Annotated in this window: 5 protein-coding genes; all 5 read left to right on the top strand. The window is 44.3% G+C overall.

Going from position 1 to position 18,401, the window contains the following annotated elements:
- Positions 1 to 53: 53 nt before the first annotated feature.
- Positions 54 to 1,739, top strand: a complete 1,686-nt coding sequence (locus ACX1C1_RS01315; RefSeq protein WP_458955399.1) for a clostripain-related cysteine peptidase — start codon at positions 54 to 56, stop codon at positions 1,737 to 1,739.
- Between the two features lie 26 nt (positions 1,740 to 1,765).
- Positions 1,766 to 8,593, top strand: coding sequence for a hypothetical protein (locus ACX1C1_RS01310; protein WP_458955398.1), 6,828 nt, complete (start codon positions 1,766 to 1,768; stop codon positions 8,591 to 8,593).
- A 3-nt stretch (positions 8,594 to 8,596) separates the two neighbouring features.
- Positions 8,597 to 14,287 (top strand): hypothetical protein, encoded by a 5,691-nt coding sequence (locus ACX1C1_RS01305; RefSeq protein ID WP_458955397.1) that lies wholly within the window; start codon positions 8,597 to 8,599, stop codon positions 14,285 to 14,287.
- Positions 14,284 to 15,882 carry an S-layer homology domain-containing protein gene (locus ACX1C1_RS01300; RefSeq protein WP_458955396.1) on the top strand — a complete coding sequence of 533 codons (1,599 nt, stop codon included), beginning with the start codon at positions 14,284 to 14,286 and terminating at the stop codon, positions 15,880 to 15,882. Before ACX1C1_RS01305 ends, ACX1C1_RS01300 begins: the two co-directional genes overlap by 4 nt.
- Before the next feature lie 184 nt (positions 15,883 to 16,066).
- On the top strand, positions 16,067 to 18,379 hold the full coding sequence (locus ACX1C1_RS01295) for a helix-turn-helix domain-containing protein (RefSeq protein ID WP_458955395.1): 2,313 nt from the start codon (positions 16,067 to 16,069) through the stop codon (positions 18,377 to 18,379).
- Positions 18,380 to 18,401: the final 22 nt, after the last annotated feature.

The raw sequence follows: 18,401 nt of genomic DNA, 5'->3' as shown, positions 1-18,401 counted from the left end.
TCCGCCATGATAGAGTAACAAGATAGGACAAATTAGCTAATAGAGGAGCAAATATGCAGCATCAAACCAATAACAAGGATCGGATTTTGATGAAAAATGTCCGAATTGCAGTACTTTTTTCATTCTTTCTTTTTGCAATAACGCCGTCGGCAGCGGCACAAAACGCAAGCTATGCAGAAGCGCTCAACCGCTTGGGATTGTTCGGCGGAACGGGGAATGGCTATGAACTTTCGAAGGTGCCTACCCGAGCGGAAGCCCTTGTGATGATGCTTCGTCTGTGGGGGAAGGAAGAGGATGCCTTGAAAAATACCTACAAAAATCCATTTAACGATACGACTTGGGAAAGTCCCTATGTGTCGTATGCCTATAGTAATAGCTTGGTCAACGGAATGACTGAACATCGTTTTGGCGGTAACCAACCCACCTCTCTAAACCAATACTGTGCAATGATGTTAAGGGTTTTGGGCTATTCGGAGACAAAGGGCGACTTTACCTATGAAACCGCGGTTTCTTTCGCCTCAAAGGTAATGGGAATAGACCTAGCAAAAGAAGCTGAGTTCAATCGGGGAACGCTTGCGAAAATAAGCAGCTATGTTTTAAACACTAGACCCAAAAACAAAATTGCGACACTAGGCCAAATCCATAGCGATAGTGATGTTTTTACGACGCAAAGTTTAAACGAGGCAAGGTCGCTGTGGGAGCAGGATAAAAATGTGGATTCATCGACGATTTTGATCTATGCAGTTGGCTCTGACCTTGAATCGCAACAAGGTCGTCTAACAGCCGACTTGGAAGAAATTTTTCGCGGTCAGCCCAATAAAAATACGAAAATCCTGATTCAAACGGGTGGAACGCTCAACTATCACAACCCATATATGACGGATGGAGCATCCGAACGCTTTGAAGTTAGCGAAGGACGACTTAGAAAGCACGAAAGCCGCATCCAAAGCGCCGCATCAGCCCCTAAAACACTAAAGGATTTTCTGGTTTGGGGCAAAACCGTTGCGCCGAGCGAGCGTTATATCCTGATTTTATGGGACCATGGGTATGGTACAATGGGCGGATTTGGTGCAGATGAGCTAAACGGACGAAAAACGATGAAGGTATCGGAGCTTTCGGGGGCAATCGATGAATCAGATATGTATTTCGACTTAATCGTCTTTGATGCATGTCTGATGGGTACCGTTGAAACGGCCTATGCTCTTAGAAACCATGGCGAATATCTCATTGCTTCCGAAGATTCAACTCCCGCAGCAGGGTTGTATTATACGACATGGATAAGCGCAATGGAGCGAAATCCGCAGATTAGCACGGAAAGATTGGGACGGTTAATGCTAGATTCCTTTACCCTGCATTCGGCGTTAGAAGCTAATCATATGCCAACAACAATATCAATGATGAAGCTTTCTCAGGCTGAATCACTGGTTAAGGCAATAGAACATGCGGAATTCGATACTTCGCTGCCAGACCTTGTAAGCAACTCAGAGCTATTAGGGGTAAACGAAGGGGTATTTGATCAATATGATGTGATCGATCTGATGGGCCAATCATCAGCTATTACTGCTGCAGCCCAGGCGCTTGCATTCGAAGTGAGAAATTCAGCGGGCTACAACAATCGTAACGGCGTGGCGCTCTATGTGCCTAACAGAAAAATCGCGCAGGCAGATGAAATGAAAGAAGAGCTAAAAGCCATTGGTCTTGGCTCACAATATATCAATACGATTTTCAATGAAAATTAGGGTACGACTATATGAGGAGGTATCTTATGAAGAAGATTTTAAGCTTGATGTTAGTCCTTTCGTTGCTGGCATCAGTAGTACCTGTTTATGCCAATGTGGCAACCAAATTCAACTACGTGTTCGGTGTGCAAACAGGTGGAAACGGTGATGGCGGAACAGGTGATAATATTCATCTTGGTTTAAGTACCTATGACACTGGAACATACGGTGCTAATGGATCAGGTTATGGCGGAGCTGGAGCTTGGGAATATAAACAATATCCGTATACCATGGACAATACTCCGCCATGGAGAGTGGATAAATTGGTTTATTGGCTTGTAGGCAGTGATGATTGGTACATTGAACATGTAAATCTGTGGCTTCCCTATATGAATGGGGGATTAAATCCGACACAGACGACACGAGAGCTTGAGCTATTTACATGGACCAAAGACCGCGGCAGACTTGAGCACAATATTTCGGATTTAACACGAAGAAAATTTACAAGCTTAGGTGACGTTGATAAGCGTGGGGGAGAGTTCTATCTCGATCCTAATTCATCAGGCTCTGAAAGTGTAGATTGGGACAATTATGTTAGCGATCAATATGGCCACTACGACATTATGCAATATGAGGATGCCCCAGTATTCAGCTATACCGTTTCGGACGACGCTGTGGGAAGGAATTGGCTAACATTCCAGGAGCCAACAAAAACTCAAAATTTCAGATTGGATATTGATCGCAAGAAGCTTCACGATGCAATGGTTGCACAGGACAAAGCAGAGATTTCGTTAACGTATAGAGTGGCGCTGCTTGCCCAGTCTACCAATGCTGAGAGCCTTGAGGGGACATTTGCCCACATAAGTTCAGGAAATCCGGGAGTTAAAACCTATTTAACAGCAAAGATCGGGAACCAGGATTATTATTATAAGGATATAACGTATACGTTTTATCGCAGCATCTATAACCTTGGCAACCCTGACATCAGTCAAACGATTACCTATTCGCCCAGCCTTGACAATCGATATCTAAATCGTACATTTACAGATGTTGATATCACAGTTGAAGCGGTTTCCCTTCACAAAAAAACGATGACGCAAGAAATGAAGACGGAGCTCATAACGAACTTCCAAGCAACGCCTGTGTTGTATCTTGGAAACAGTACGGAAACACCGCTTGCTGACCTTACCATGACAAAACTACGGGACAATGACGGAAATCCAAACGGCAAACTTCAATTTACTGGAACAGTGCCGTTGGATGTTAGCGCAGTTGAAAGCGAGGGCATAAGGCTTCAGCTTAACAACGTGTCTACCTCTCTAATGAAAAATGGTCGAGCTCAGGCCTATCAATTGGAAAATCCAACACCGGAATCAGCAACCTCACAAAGCTTTTATTTTTCAACGCACAAAGTGGACACGAAAACACCAACCGTAAGAGTTACCGACCAATATGGAAATGACCTTGTGGGGGGGGATTCCATTCAAAATAACATCAAAAAGAAACATGAGTTTTATATGGTTTCAAGCGAAACACTCTATCCAGAGGGAAATGTCGCCCACACCACTTCGAATCAAAACTATTTTAAATATGAGCTGTACAAGAAATCGGGTGATTCCTACGAACCGGCAATGACAAGAATAACAAACTTTGACGGAACAGGAATACAAACAAGAGTGACCGCACCTATTAACACGCAAGTTTTGAATGGAGTTAGCATAAAACTAAGTCCGATTGATCCCACAGAAGGAGAATTCAAGCTGCGGCTTTATGGATGGGATCGAGCCGACAATCCGTTAGGCGGAGATGCCGGATACGCAGAAATCGAAAATATCAAAATCGATAACCAGGCTCCGCGAGTGAGCATTCACGAAACGGTACACCAGCAGGATGCCCAGTTCCGCAAAAGAAATGACTATCGATTTGCAATGAACGATCTTCAACAAAGCAACAACGGCTGGTCAAGGACTTATTATACCTTTATAAACGGAACTGCGACGCCATCCGATACTCCGATTGGTGAAATTGAACCTGCATCGGAAGAAATAGCTTCTACCCAAGGCATGTGGGCATTTGTAGATTCTGAAGGCGATAGCGCAACGGCTATGTTATCCATTCCAGAAGGTGACAACTTTGATGGGAAACTCTATTATTTCACAGTAGATTCACTTGGCAACGATTCGAGAGACGAGCAAGCGTCAAAATATTATACGAAACCTGTGAAGATTTATAATGGGGAAGTTACGGACACACTCATTTCCGGGGATGCGAGCCTTCCAAGTCCTCGCTTTGACATCAGCTTTGACACAAGCGATCCAAACCTTGAAACGAGTTACAGATGGATTGCGCATCCCAGCAATACCTGGTCGCCCACCTTTACGCAAAACTTTAGAGTATATGATGGACAAGATGTCGGCGATTCTTCACAACGTAATGCTTCAAATGGAAGAATAATCACGATGCACGAAAGATATATACTTGAATATACGGTTACCAATCAACAATCTGGCAACACGGCCGAGTTTTCAAGAGTATACCATTATGACAATGAATACCCTGAAATTAGCTATACGATCGGAAGTGGGCACGATCACTTTAAATCATCCCATCAGTTTAACGTGAAAGTGACAAGTGACAGCGGAATTGCAAGCGCGTATTACTATTTATCCAGACCGGACACGGAAATTAGAATTGACAATACATCAAACTATACGCTGACATTGACACCAAACAGCGAAAACATAGTAGAGGTTGATCAAACCTTGACCATGACGGGACTTCCGTCAGGCGCGTACAGCATTGTTGTAGTTGCAACAGACCTGCATGGAAGGGAAAGCAAAAAGGTTTCCCCGTACTTCGGCATGAGGTCAGGGTCTGCAATCGTTGATGAATTAAAATATACAGGGCCAAAGATTTTAAACGGGATGGGTACAACAACGGATGGAACCTATAGCGTCTATACGATTTTGAGAGAACCCCATGTATCATGGACTTCGGATAGTACAAAGAAGTATCAAAACCCGGTCTATTATGCAACAACGGATGGTATGCCAACAGATAACGGCGTTTTAGTGCCTACGTTTACAGCCGGCAATAACTTTGGCGGGTATTTCATATTTACACTCGACACCCCCATGCAGCTTCAAGAAGGTGTCAACACCATCTATCTTCAGTTTGGGCTTTTAAATCATCCTGCTGATGAAAGACCAGAGTTTTTAACGGAAGCAAGACCGGTCACTATTCTTTATGATAGCCAGGCGCCGACCTTTGAATTGCCGGACTATAGCACCATTCAGCCAACTAACGGATCAGTAACGGCGACAATAGCAGCAAGCGATGCTGGAACGGGAATTAGCAAGCTGACGGTTGCACCGGAGGATGGGGGCAAGATTACGGTTTCTCCTTATGCAAACGGTGCATTCACCGTAACGGTCAGCGAAAACATAACAACGAACCTGACGCTGTCCGACGAGCTTGGCAATAGCGTTCTCGTTCCGATTTCGGTTTCCAATATTGACAAAACAGCTCCATCCGCGCTGGCGTCGAGCAGCATCGTGGCAAATGGTGCAAGGCAGGATGGCGTCATTACGGTTGATGTTTCCGACAAAAACGACACAACCGTTTCATTCGCACTTATTAAAGATCCGACGGCAAATCAAACTCTAACAGAAGCGGACTATGCTTTGTTTAATTCCAGTCAATCCGTGGAACTGCAAAGCAGTCCGGTAATCGTTAATGGCGAAGGAAACAAACAGAGTACCTATACGATCGATTTGAAAGGGCTTAGCGGAAGTTATGCAATCGGGATCAAGGCGGTCGACGCTGCAGGCAATATGACCGAAACAGTATTTTATAACTCCAGACTGAGCCTGGTTGATGCGGAAGCATCCATAATAAGTGTTAGCGCAAACCCTGCAACAACAAAAACCACCTCTACGGTCACCGTTACATTTAACGTTCCAGTAACCGTAATGCCTAACGCACCTGCCCAGGGTAATGTTGTAGGGGATATGGCAAGGTCGAACCTTCTGTATACAGGACTGTTAACAACATCCGTCGACTATGTGCTGGACTATGATGTTGTGATTCAAAACAATAATCCAATCAATCTCTATATCCAGGACGAGGTTGGCAGGGATAAAGTAGTAGAATTCACGCCTGATGTTGAATTTGTTACAGGCTTTGACATTACAGGTCATGTAGAGAAAAATGGTCAGACCATTCAAAACGGAGGATTTATAGCCTATAACCAGGGCGACAAGCTTTATTATGTCGTCGTTCCCAATCCAGCGTATTCCGCGCAATATTTCTTTGTTGAACATGCAATATTGTCCGGGATGGAATTGAATACGGAGCTTAGCGTTCATGAGCCTTCCTTTACAGAAGTAGAAGGGAAAACAGCTTATTCTAAGCTTGTATTCGAAGCGCTAAGAGATGGCCAAACAACAAAGTCGGCTTATTTCGAAGCATACACAACAGAAGGCATTGAATCTGATCGAATGGAAGATGAATATGTTGCCATTTCAGTGGTGGATGAAACTGCCCCTGCTGCCAATGTGAACTATTCGATCACTGCGCTAACAAACCAGAATGTTAACGCAACACTATCTATATCCGACCCGGAAAGCGGGATTTTGAAGCTTGAACGTTCGTATGACGGCCAAAACTATAGTCCAATTGACTCCATTGTTTCGCACACCGAAACCTTCGAGCAAAATGCAACGGTATACTTCAAAGTGACAAACAAAGCAGGAATCGAAACAATCGTACCCGTTACTGTTTCAAACATTGATAAAACGCCAATCACGCAGGACAGACACTATACAGTGGAATACACTTATGAAAACTATCTTGGAAATTCGACCCCCATCCAAGAGGGAAAGGCCTATAGAAGGGTTATGGCAACGCTCAAGTTTATCGGTGACGAAAAAACGCTTGCCATGACAAACAACAGCGGAGCACTCTCAAGGATGCTAACGCAAGATGTTCATACATTCACATTCCAGCTTAGGGATAGCGCGGGAAACACAGGTTCCCAAACGGTTAGCTATGACCATTACGACAACACAATCGGTGAAACCTCCTATGTGTTATCTAACACGGCCAAGACAAACCAAAATATCTATGCAACGATCACGTTGACGGATGATCGGGGCGAGATCGCATTTGCCGAGGTGAAAAAGGGCGATGCCGTGTATCCATTCAGGGGCGAGCCGCTTGAAAATGAATATGTCGTGGAGCTGGACAGCTCGGGCATTTATTATGTGACAGCATACGACTACGCAGGAAACAAGTGGACAACTCCAATCACGGTTTCAAACATTAACAAAGTAGCGCCAATTGCAACCGCAAGGACCTACAGCACGCTTCCAACGACAATCACTTCACAAAGCGTGAATGTGGAGTTAACGCAGTTTAGCAAAGATATCAAAACCATTACAGTCACCGGCGTGGAACTTACCGGAAGCCTTACTGCCAACGATATCGTGCATATCCCTGGCACAAAAGCGGTTCGCTTCAGGAAAAACGGCACGGTTACCATGTTCTTTGTGGACGATTATGGCAACGAAGGACATGAGGTGATTACCGTCTCCAATATTGTGTCCACGCCGCCGCAAATCGAAGCAACGGCAGCCTTGGCGGAGAATAAGCTGAGCGTGAATGTAACCTTTGACCAAATCCGCGACAGTGACGGCGTACCGCTGGACCTGCTTAGAAAGCTGACGGACCTTACCGTTTCTTATCGCGGCTATGAATATGCGCTTTTGTCGGAGGTTAAGGATGAAAACGGCGATGTTATCTCCTATAAAGAGGCCGTCATTAACGTCAAAACGAACGGGGAGCACGTCTTTCAAGTCCGAGACCGAACTGGCATCACGCAAAAAATTCTACTGACGGTTGAAGGCATTGAAGTGGGCGCGCCAAAGGTTCAAGAAGTTCGTTGGACGTATAAATATCTTGAACAAAACCAAGCTGGCGAGTGGGTGGAGAGGGATCACCAAAACAAAATTGTTGTTGGTGTCGACACGTCCGGCAAAGAAGCAGGGTATGTCGTGGGAATCGACAAAAACCCGGCAACGAACCAAGATGTGCAGGTCACGGTAATCACGGACAAAGATGCCAAGTTCGTGGGCGGAAACGACCCTTGGGGACAAGATAAGTCAATGAACTATAGAGAAAATGGACTTTACAATTTTAACCTTGAAGGAAGAACAGGGGACTATACCTCGTATGGTGTCAATATTGGTCTAATCGACAAAACGCCACCTGTGCTCAAGCTTAAAAATGGCGAAGAGCTAATCTTCATTGAAGGCATGACGCCTGCAAGGGATGCCTCCATTGCCTACGACAAGTCAAAGCTTCTGGACTTCGAAGCATGGGATGTGGTTGCAGGCCAAAATGTCGATCTAACGAAACGAGTCACCATAAGCTACGGAGCAGGCGGCAGAGTGTTTAATCCTGACAACATTTCGGCTAATGAATTTGTTCGCTCGAACCCTTACTATATCGACTATACCGTAAGAGATGATGCAGGGAATCAAACCACCATTCGTAGAACCGTTCGTCTTGTGGGTCTTTACGACACAATAGCCCTTGTTAACGGAGTTATGCCGGACAGCTCGAATGTTGCAACCGTTGTTGGAAACAAAGTTGAACTAACACTAAAAAACTTTTCCGGAATCTCGTATGCCCGTTATGAAAAAGGGACTTTGACGCAAGGTCAAATGAAAACAAAAGGAACGATCCTTCGGGAGAAAAACGGCGTTTATACCATCGATAATGTCTCGAACGGTTGGTACACCGTATATATCCAAACGGATAAACGCGACTATTTCAACATTCATGTCTATGTTTCACATCTAGGAGGGAAATAGGCAATGACGATCCATCGAACAATGAAACGCAGCATAGCTGCAATCCTTTGTTTAACCCTGTTATTCACTTTTGCAAGTTTCCCTGACCGTGCAGATGCTAGCAACGAAAATTATTCCATTGCAAACGAATTTATGAAATATTCGATCAATGCGAAAACGGGTGGTTTTTCAATCGAAACCATTAACGGTCACCCGCAAAAAGCTTTCGACAACAACCTGCCGCTTCTGTATAGGGAAGATGCGGCAAGGAGCAACGGAACATCCTTCACAACCGTTCGGATCGACGGAAAAGATTTTATTTTTGGTCAGGAATACGGCTGGTTCGGAATCGATACAAAGCTTCATGAACCTGTCGTTTCGGAGCAAAACAGACTGTTGACCATTGCATGGGACATCAAGGGCTATACCATCACGCAAAAGGTGTCCATTTCGATTGACCCTAACAATCCGAGGGCTGGAAACATTGGTATTTCCTATGATGTAAAAAACAACAATGCCAAGTCCGGGACGGTTGGTATTCGACTGCTTCTGGACAACGCGCTTGGTTCGGACATTGATTCACCTTATGTTTTGGTTGACCCAACGCAACCAACAATCGTTGAAACCGAATATAGCGGCGACAACCTTCCGCAACAAATTAGATATGTGGATTCTCTTTCCGCTTCGGACAAGATGGCTTATGCCATGTTGTCCGGCTGGAGCGGCAACAAAGACGTAAACGTTGATAAAGCCATCGTGGGTCACTGGGTTAATCTCGCAAACACAAGATACGATTATACGCCAAACCCTAATGTTGACTTTACCAACTATTCAAACAAATATTTAACCCCTGATACGGCAACTGCTTATTATTGGAACGAAAAATCAATTGAGCCAGGTGGGGTCAGAATTTCCGAAATGCTTTATGGGATCGGCAACTTTTCCGATCAAACCCAAAAGGAGCATGTTTCAATAGGGATCCAAACCGAAAACGTGTTGCTGACTAACGACAAGAAAACGTATGAAAACAATGGCGTTTTCAAAGCTACCGTAACCATTGACAACAGTGTCTCGGGTGCAAGAGAGCTCCTGGAACCTGTTGTGAAGCTTAGCCTCGATGAGGGACTTGTTTTTGCGGCCACGAATACACGGGAATACAATGTGCAGATTTCGGGCGGTCTTAACATTGGAACGGTGTTTGATATTCCGAATGTCGAGATTATCGCAGAGGCTCAGCCTATGATAACCTCCAAGCGTTTGATTGTTTCGTTAAATGCAACAGAAATTATTGATTCTAGCACACATAAAGTGGTTGACTATAGTGCGAATACAAACATTTTGATTCCTGCAGTTGAAGGGAAGCTTCCGGAAGTTTCCATGAAGCATGTTTTCCCGGCGGCCGTTTATTATGAAGGCGACAAAAATATAACCGTTTCCGGCGATATGAAAGTTTTGGCTGAGGCCCTTTCGGGAAGCGATGGATGGAGTCTTTACCTTGTTTCATCATCAAGCAATGAAGCTATTTTGATCGACAAAAGAAAAATAAGCTTTATTGAAGAAGGTCAGACGCTTGCGTTCTCAACGAACCAAACGATGGCAGTCGGAAAATACGACATTGAATTCAGATTTACCAATCAACAGCTGATCGGTGCCTTTGGTGCAAAAATAAAAGCAACAACGACTTTGGATGTCACAAACAATTTAGCGGATAAAAGTGCAAGCTACGGCATTGTTTCGCTCGTTCGATTTACAAATGCTGCAAACAACAGACAGATGTATGACTATATTAGTTTTGCAAACGAAGATGTCATGAAAAAATTTGTAGCTGGCGGCGTACAAAAAGATGGTATTCTTCATAAAAACATTCAGTTTGAAGGGGATAAAACTGAAATTCTGTTGACGCTTCGCGGGAAAATCAGGCTTATGGATACGGGTACAGAAAAATATTACTCTGCCAGCCGAGCCGATGGCGACATTACCATCAATAACATTTTGGCCTATGACAGCAACGAAGCGCTTAAGATGACCGTTAACAGCAATGGTGCAAAGCTGGAGGGCGACGGTACCATCAAAGTAATCAACTCTATCAATATTTGGCACAACAAGTGGTATTATGAAGCCCAAAACGGGGTCAAATATAGCCTGGACCGGGAGGCTGTTTCCGAGGAAGAGGCTAAGGCATTGGAGCTTCAGCTTGGCGATGCCGGTTCTATGCTGCAAAATATTGCGGGTTTCCTGATCAATATTAAATATGGCGTGATGACCCAGGATGATGATGATTTCGGAATCAGCTTTGGCGGAAGAATTTCATTGCCTTTGAAAGCTGCTGACAAATCGAAGGGTGAGGAGCATTATGACTATAAAGGCTCACTCACTGCAGATGTTAAGGATGTTCTCTATGGAAGCAAAGGCGACGATATCGGTTTTCGCGGCGTTAATACAACGCTGGCCGTTGAGCTGCCCGAAGATATATTAGGCCCTTTGGTAGGGAACGAGATCGGTGCCAAAGCCGAAGTAACGATTAACACCATTGAAGATATTTATAAGATTGAAGCCGGCGTTTCGATAACCGTGCTGGAAGTAGAAGGGTCATTGGCACTGAAAAAGGTTCGTATTAACGATGTTCCAAAAATGATGCTGGACGAAATCACATTCTTTTTAGCATCAGAAAATACGAGAATTCCTGTGGTTTCGCCTTATGTATTTATCACGGGACTTGGCGGAGGCATATCAAACCTTGCAGACACCATTGCCGGGGAACCGGCAGGCGAGCTGCCGCCGCTTACCATCCATCTTCAAACAAGGCTTTTGATTAATTTAATTATTGTTGGCGACTTTAAGCTGGATGCCAAGTTATCCGGAATGGCCATTGAAGGCGCCGCCCATCTTAATGGCGACGATAATGGACGGATTTTAAATATTCAAGCGGGAATGAATGTGCAATGGATATCGCCTTTTCAGCTAAATGCCTACGGCAGCATCAGCATTCATGCCGGAACGATTCGTGGCGGCATCACGATCAAAATTACGGAAGATTATTTTTATGGTTATGTTTACGCGGGACTGTTCATACCAGACTCCATCCCGTTTGTAGGGGGCAAGGAGATTGGAGGAGTCGAGGCGGCCGTTTCATCCGACTTTGTTGGCGCAAACTTCAAAGTCATTGGAATTAAGCTTGGCTTTATCTATTATTGGAACGGGGACCTCAACTTTGGCGGATCCATCGATCTATCTTCAAGAGGAAAAGCTGTTCACTATGTCCAATCGGAAGGGCTGGACGAAAGCGGCAACCTTGTACCAACCACCACGGTATATGGATCGAACCTGAGAAGACTCGCGACAAAGGCAGTGGCTAAAACGCGAGCCGGGAATGGCGTTACAAAAGAGATTAAACCGGCAACAAAAGATTCGCTTCTCTTTGAAGTTCCGCTTCGCGGATTTGTCAAACCTTCTGCATCGGAAATCATTGTCACCAATCCTAACGGCACCAAATTGACAATGGTCGAAGACGATTATAACGGCAACGGAAACTATCTCGTTCAATCTTTGGATGGCGTTAATTATTTGTACATTACAGTCACTGACCCATCTCTTATTGTTGCTGGCAACTGGTCGATATCAGTTGCAACGCCGGATGTTAATATCGACAACTTTGAAGTAAACAGCGTTGACGCTATGCCAGAGCTCACAGGAATTAGTGTTTCTCATAGCGAAAATGCAAGCCGTGATATTAACGTTTCCTGGACAACGGATAAACAAAGCAACTATTCGGGCGCGCTTAATATCTATGTCACAAAAGACCCATCCGTCATGCAATCCATTGAATCAACGAACATGCAAGACACTTCATCCTTAATTAGCGTTGGCAACCTGGAATTAGATGAAATTAAATCAGGTTCGCATGTATTCACGCTTCCGGAGTCCTTTCCGCAAGGGGACTATCATGTTGTTGCCATGCTTGTTAACCATCAAGGGGGAATGAGCAAAAAAATCACTTCTTCCACATTCACGTTCACAAATCCATTGCTTCCTCAAAAACCACAGGCTGTTTCTGCGGTCTACAGTGGCGACGGCTATGTGAAAGTGGATATAACGGGAAGCGATGAGAAGGCAACACATTATTTCGTGGCGATCCAGGACGAAGATGGTGTTGAGGTCGATAATTCCTTTGGTCAATTTAAAGTTGGCGGCGACATCATTCTGAAACCGTTAGAAGACCAAACGAACCGGCCTCTATTACAGGAAGGCAAAACGTATTCGGTTAAAGCGCAGGCTGTTAGAATTGTGGAAAATCCTCTTACGCATGCGGAATATTACAGTTCAACCGAACTTGCTTCATCGCCAAGTTTTGTTATGCCTTCACAGGCTAAGCCACAGCTTTTAAGCGTTGAAACGAACATTGACAGATCAAGGGATCGCTATTATTTAAACACGGATCTATTGGAAGTAACGTACACCTTCGACAGACCTGTTAAAATGACATTTAACCTTAACACGGAAGAAAAAAACACGCCTGAAGAGTTTAAGACGGTTTGGTCATTCCAGGAAACGGTTGAAGACGGCCAGCATTTGATGGACTTTATAGCAGTTGGCGAAAACCGTGATACCATTCAGGGCAGCAGGTCATCGGGAGCCATAGGGTTTACTGTCGACACAAAAGCACCTGCGTTGATGCTTGGCGAAGAGGTTCAAACAAGCCTTGACGAGGAAGAAGTTGACAACACCGTCAGTAATCAAGTTGTTTTTGTCGGAGCCAATTCACGCTATAGCTTCCATGGTGTAACAGAACCATCCGCAACCTTAACGTTGGACGGCAGTTCAGACGGAATAGATAGAAATCCGGACGGAACCTTCGTTGTGGGTCGTAAGACTTCCAGCCAAGAGCCAGACCAAACCCTGATTCTTAAAGCGGTTGATGATGCCGGGAACGAAACGGTTGTTCAGGTGTATCTTGTGAATCGTGCTTTGACGGAGTTTGAAAGCATTAAACTCATCTCCGACCTTGAAAGCTCCGAGGATCAACCTGATTACATCGAGCTTGGCATAGGCGGGAAAACGGCGCTTTCCGTTAAAGCTCTGCGCACAGTTGGAGACACCGTGTTAGAAGCGGAAGACGTTGTGTGGCACGTTCTTTATAATCAGAACATCATCAAGCTTTCGCAAGACGGGACAATCGAAGCATTAGCTCCCGGAGAAACGGCCATCAAAGTCAGCTATAGACTTTCTGCTTTTGAAGGTCCGGACGGGAAAGTTGTCTACAAAGAACTGTCGGACGTTATCAAAATTAGCGTAAAAGATCTTGGATATCGTTATGAGGTTCGTCAAACGCAAGGGTTCTCGTTGTACGCCATCTACACGGAAATAAACATGGGCAAGGCAACGGTTGTGGTTGATGGCATCAAACAAACGCTGTTATATGACAACCTGAAGAAAGCATATATAGGTTCTTCAAGGGCGCTTGTCACAGGCGAGCAATTAACAGCCCATCTTGTTTTTGAACCATCGGTGAAATCCCCTATTCTGCTTCGCGGCGATACCGATGGCAGCGGCGCTATTGATAAAACTGACATTTCGGAAACAATGGATGGGATATTAAACAATGTCTACAACGGATTTAGTTCTTCGGAAAACTGGATGAGAGCGGATAAAAACGGTGATGGCATTGTTGACATTGTTGATGCGCAGCTCACGCTAATGGAGGCACTTAAAAGATGATAAAATACTTGAAAAGCATCCTTTGCATCATGCTTCTAGCGGCTGTTTTACCATCCTATGCCTACAGCGCAAACGATGCCGCAGACCTTAGTTATCGTGCAGACATCACAGTAACCGACAGCTCGGGTGCCGCGAAATCATCCTTTGAAGTTGGAGAGGACATTTTTGTTAAGCTAAGTCTTTCCTATACGGGTGCAGGAAGAGCGCCCGTATATGGCTTTCAGGGAAAGCTGCAGTTTGATTCTTATGTTCTGAAAAACACCGGCTTTAAAATGGAAAAGGACATTTCAATGAACTATTCCGATGGCATCATCAACTATATCTATCTGGATATGACCGCAGGGGGAAAAGCGGATTCCATGCTTCAAAATATGGGAACCGCTGTTTTCCAGGCCAGGAATAGCGGAACGTTCAGTTTTTCTTTAAGCAACGTCATTCTAACCAACAAAGATGCGACACACCGGTATATGGAACCGTCCCAAGATGTGCAAATCATTGTTGGCTCCGGAATAAAGGAAGCCTCAAAATCATCATTATATGAAGACATTGTTGCCGCCAAAGCTTTGCTTGCTTCCGTTACCATCGCGGATGATCCCAAAACCATATATAGTCCGGATTTTTGGTATCCAACAAAATCCGCGCAACAGTTAAGGGATGTTATTGCCGAGTCTGAGGCCGTTTTCGAAAAAGAAAATGCTCTGGCTTCGGAAATCTCGGAAGCAATCGAAAAGCTCAGCATTGGCGTTTCCAATTTTGAGAGCTCAAAAATAATCGGCCCGAATCGTTGGGTTGACCCGACCGGTAACAGCACCGTTGATCTTAAGTATTCCGTTAGAGCTTCCGTTGAAGGCGGAAATGGAAAAATTGCCAATGGCTTTGAAGCTCAAACCGTTCGCGCGACAACCTCTGCAACGGTCAGAATGATTCCCGATGAAGGGTTCGAAACCGAATATATATTTGTCAACGGCGAGAGATTTATTGGCTACGACATTTATACCATTCCGGAGGTTAACCGCGACACCGTTGTGGTGGTTACCTTCGCGAGAAAAACTCCTTTTACGGATATAGCGCATGACGAATGGTTCTATTCATCTGTAAGGTACGTTTATAACAAGGGGCTATTCACGGGAACTTCCGAAACAGAGTTTTCACCCAATGGGAAAATGAGCCGTGCCATGCTCGCCACTGTATTATATCGGTTGGAAAATCAACCAAAAGTTGAATTTGCAGATGTATTCTCTGACGTTCAGAGCAGTCATTGGTATTCGGATCCTATCATTTGGGCGAACCAAAGCAAAATTGTTAACGGATATGGCAAGGGAATATTTGCTCCCAATCAACCAATCACTCGCGAGCAAATCGCGGTTATGCTCTATCGATACGCCAAGGGCAAAGGACTGGACCTCCATGCCGAAAGTTCAAGCCTCGGCTTCAAGGATGCCAATAAAATTTCGGAATTTGCCAAAGCGTCCATTGCTTGGGCCGTGTCAAAGGGCATTATGCAGGGGAACTCCGATTTAACGCTAAACCCTTCCGGTCTTGCAACCCGAGCAGAAGTTGCCACGATGCTTCAAAGGTTCGAAGAGTTGGAGTAATTTAAAATGAATGCAAACCAAACTGCCTTAGAGCTTTTCTTTGGCAGTTTGGTTTCTTTCTGTGAACTTTTATTTGTTTGCGTAAGTTAGTAACATTGCAAATATTAGTTCTTGATATGATGTCATGCAATTCAGTATGATAACGATACAGCATCGTAAGGCAATCATCTGGAGGAATTTCAATATGTTAAAAAATAAAAGTATTTTTATTACCTTATTACTGTCCTACCTGTCCATTCTTTGTTTATTTATTCTTATTGGAAGCTACATATTCGCCAAGGTATCCGAGGTGTTGGTTGATAACGCACATGCCTCTAACCTGACCATAATGGAGCAGGCCAAGCAGGATATCGATAGCAGGCTGAAGGAAGTGGCCAAGCTGATGGAACAGGTCGGCATAAATCCCCAGGTTCAAACGCTCACGAATGCGGCCTCCTCTAATATATATCCTCAAGAATATTTGGCTTTCAGTTTATCCAAGGAGCTTTTTCGATTATCGTCAATGAGCAGCTTTGCCGATCAATTTTATATTTATTTCGCAGATCGTAATCTTGTTGTTTCGCCTAAGTTGGCGACGAGTCCGGACATCTTTTTTAACCAAATCAATGTTTACTCCAACTTAACCTTAGATCAGCTGAATGAGAAATATTTCTCGGGGTTTCGACCCAGCCGCTTTTTTCCTTCTGAACCGATGACGAATAACATAAATAATCAGATTATCACATACGTACAGTCGTTGCCGCTTGGACAGAAGAGCAATGTCCCGGCCTATCTGGTTGTCTCCATGAATGATCAGCAAATTAAGAATATCGTAGAGAAGTGGGGTCAACTTAACAAAGGACAGTTCTTTATTGTGAATAAGGAGGGCGAGATCGTTACTTCGACTTCTGACAATACAGCAATATTGAATGATGCTCGTCTAAATTTGAATAATCAGCATGATGCTAATCTGGAAGGCTCCTTCACCTATTCCTATAATCGAGAATCAATGATCCTTACGTATGTCGTCTCGGAAGAAAGCGGATGGAAGTATATATCCGTTATGCCGACGAAAGTGATCATGTCTAAGGTGGATGATATTCGAAATTGGGCCGTTAAAGTATTGCTAATTTCGTTAGTGGCGGGGATTGCGGTGTGCTATTATATGGCTTATCGCAATGTCAGCCCTATTCGTCAAATTATTCATGTCATTGCCAATAGCGGTAAAACGGCAGATCGAAAAGCGGGTCATAATGAGATCGCGATTATTAATAGCACCTTATCGGATTTATTTATTGAGGAGAAGCAGCTTAAACGAACCGTTTACGAGCAAATGCCGATCGTACGCGCAAACTTTTTGAATCGTTTAATTAAAGGGCATGTAGAACCCGAGTCATTATCCGAGCTCCATCTTCAGAAGATGGGACTTTCGTTCCCATACTCGCACTTCGCGGTGCTGATTATCGATATCGATGATTGTAATGAATTTGTAAAGAGCGAATCGGAAAACGAGTGGTCGCTCGTTCGATCCGTTGTCATTAACATTATCGAGGACTTGTTTCAAGGCACCGGCATGGCTATAGAGACGGATCGAGACCGCTTGATTGCCTTAATCAATCTGAATGACGGATCAGAGCCGACATATGCCAATTTAGTATTGATCATCGATAAGATGAGGGATGTCATGATTTCGAATTTCAGAACGCGAATTACGGTAGCGGTAAGCAATATTCATGAAGGCATGAACGAGCTGGGCCAATGCTTCGCGGAAGCCTCCATAGCGATTGAGCATAAGATCATAAAGGGTGAAAATCAATTACTGACCTACGAGAATATGAAAAACTTGAGTCAGCGATACTACCACTATCCATTGGAGACGGAGCAACAGATCATCAATTTTGCCAAAAGCGGCGATTATGATAACATCGAGATGATTTGTAATCAAATTTACGCCTTCAATATGAATTCTCAGTCACTCTCTCCCGCGATGACTCGGTGCTTATATCTAGATATGGCGAGTACGGTGATTAAAATCATTAATGGTTTGGAGACCATGCCATCCATGCTGGATGAGGAAGGGACAGAAATTGATCTCGTAGGCATGATTTCCAGCGGCTTATCCGCCGAGGATATGCATAATCAAACAAAGGAACATTACAGAAGGATATGCGAGCATGTAAACACGAACCGTACCTCTCATGGAGATAAGTTGTACATGAGCATCAAGGAGTTTATCGATGGACATTACAACGACAATGCTTTAGGTCTAGTAAGGATTGCGGACGAATTCAAGTTGACATCTAAATATGTATCTTCCTTCTTCAAATCTTACAGCGGTCAGAATGTCGTAGATTATATGACGGAAGTCAGAGTTGCGCATGCGAAGAAGCTACTGACTGATTCCGATATGACGTTATCCCAAATTGCCGAGAAGGTCGGTTACACCAATGACGCAAGCTTTATTCGCGTATTCAAGAAGCTGGAAGGGATTACGCCTGGGAAATATAGAGGACAATAATGGATCTGGCTAGACGTGGGCT

It is taken from the genome of Paenibacillus sp. strain BS8-2 (genome assembly GCF_054483835.1).
This window is presented reverse-complemented; position numbering and strand designations above follow the sequence as displayed.

Bases quoted from the DNA above. Each gene is read 5' to 3' on its own strand.
- ACX1C1_RS01315 (WP_458955399.1), top strand. From the start codon at position 54: ATGCAGCATCAAACCAATAACAAGGATCGGATTTTGATGAAAAATGTC.
- ACX1C1_RS01310 (WP_458955398.1), top strand. From the start codon at position 1,766: ATGAAGAAGATTTTAAGCTTGATGTTAGTCCTTTCGTTGCTGGCATCA.
- ACX1C1_RS01305 (WP_458955397.1), top strand. From the start codon at position 8,597: ATGACGATCCATCGAACAATGAAACGCAGCATAGCTGCAATCCTTTGT.
- ACX1C1_RS01300 (WP_458955396.1), top strand. From the start codon at position 14,284: ATGATAAAATACTTGAAAAGCATCCTTTGCATCATGCTTCTAGCGGCT.
- ACX1C1_RS01295 (WP_458955395.1), top strand. From the start codon at position 16,067: ATGTTAAAAAATAAAAGTATTTTTATTACCTTATTACTGTCCTACCTG.